Below are 832 nucleotides of genomic sequence, written 5' to 3'. Positions count from 1 at the left end.
GGATTTTTTCACCAATAATGGTGGCCAACAACATCAACGAGATAAATGGCGAAGCAAATATCAGGTTACTGATGCGCGCCGTGTTTTGGGTTAACTTCAAGGCGCTCAACCACAGCACAAACGTCACTCCCATCTCAAACAAGCCGACGTATGTCACCGCCGCCCAGCCTTTGATGGAGATAGATTGCCAGCTTGCGCCTTCGTACCAACTCAATGCGATAGTGAATGGGATGGCAACCAAAAAGCCCAGCAAAACACCAACCACCGGATCGGCTTTGTTTTTGGTGTTGAGAATCCAGTAACCCGCCCAAAGTAACGTCGACAGCAGTGCCAAGCCAACGCCTAGCGGACTCTCAAACTGCATGCCAAGCACATTGCCTTGCGTTGCAATCACGATCACGCCGAGGTAACTGAATCCACACGCTATCCAATCTTTGCCACGAATCTTCTGCCCCAAAAACACCGCTGCCATCAGGGTGAGCGGAATGGCCCAGCTGTAGTTGATGGCCTGCGCTTGAGAAGCGGGCAGCAAATCGTACGCTTTAAATAGGATCAAGTAATACGCCAACGGGTTGATCAAACCAAGCAGCAAGTAGTACCAAGGATTAGAGAGAAAAGTAGCACTTAGCTGGTTTAATTTACCTTGCACACCGCACACAATCGTAAGCGCGATGGCAGAAACCATACTGGCGATACACAGCATTTGGATCGGCGTAAATTCCGCTAATGTCAGTTTAAATGCGGTTGCAACCGTTGACCAAAGTAATACTGCTGAGAGCCCAAATCCTAGGGCGCGACGCTCGTTCATGATGCCTCTGCGTGATGATGTGCC

The 832-nt window shown here is 49.9% G+C and carries 1 protein-coding gene; it reads right to left on the bottom strand.

Annotation, left to right across the window (positions count from 1 at the left end):
- Positions 1-808, bottom strand: an 808-nt coding sequence (locus R8N49_RS26145; RefSeq protein WP_318190329.1) for a DMT family transporter, incomplete at its 3' end; no start/stop codon positions are given.
- Positions 809-832 lie beyond the last annotated feature (24 nt).

The organism is Vibrio sp. 1978 (genome assembly GCF_033344345.1).
The sequence above is the reverse complement of the archived record's forward strand: the minus strand, read 5'-3'. Positions and strand labels throughout refer to the sequence as shown.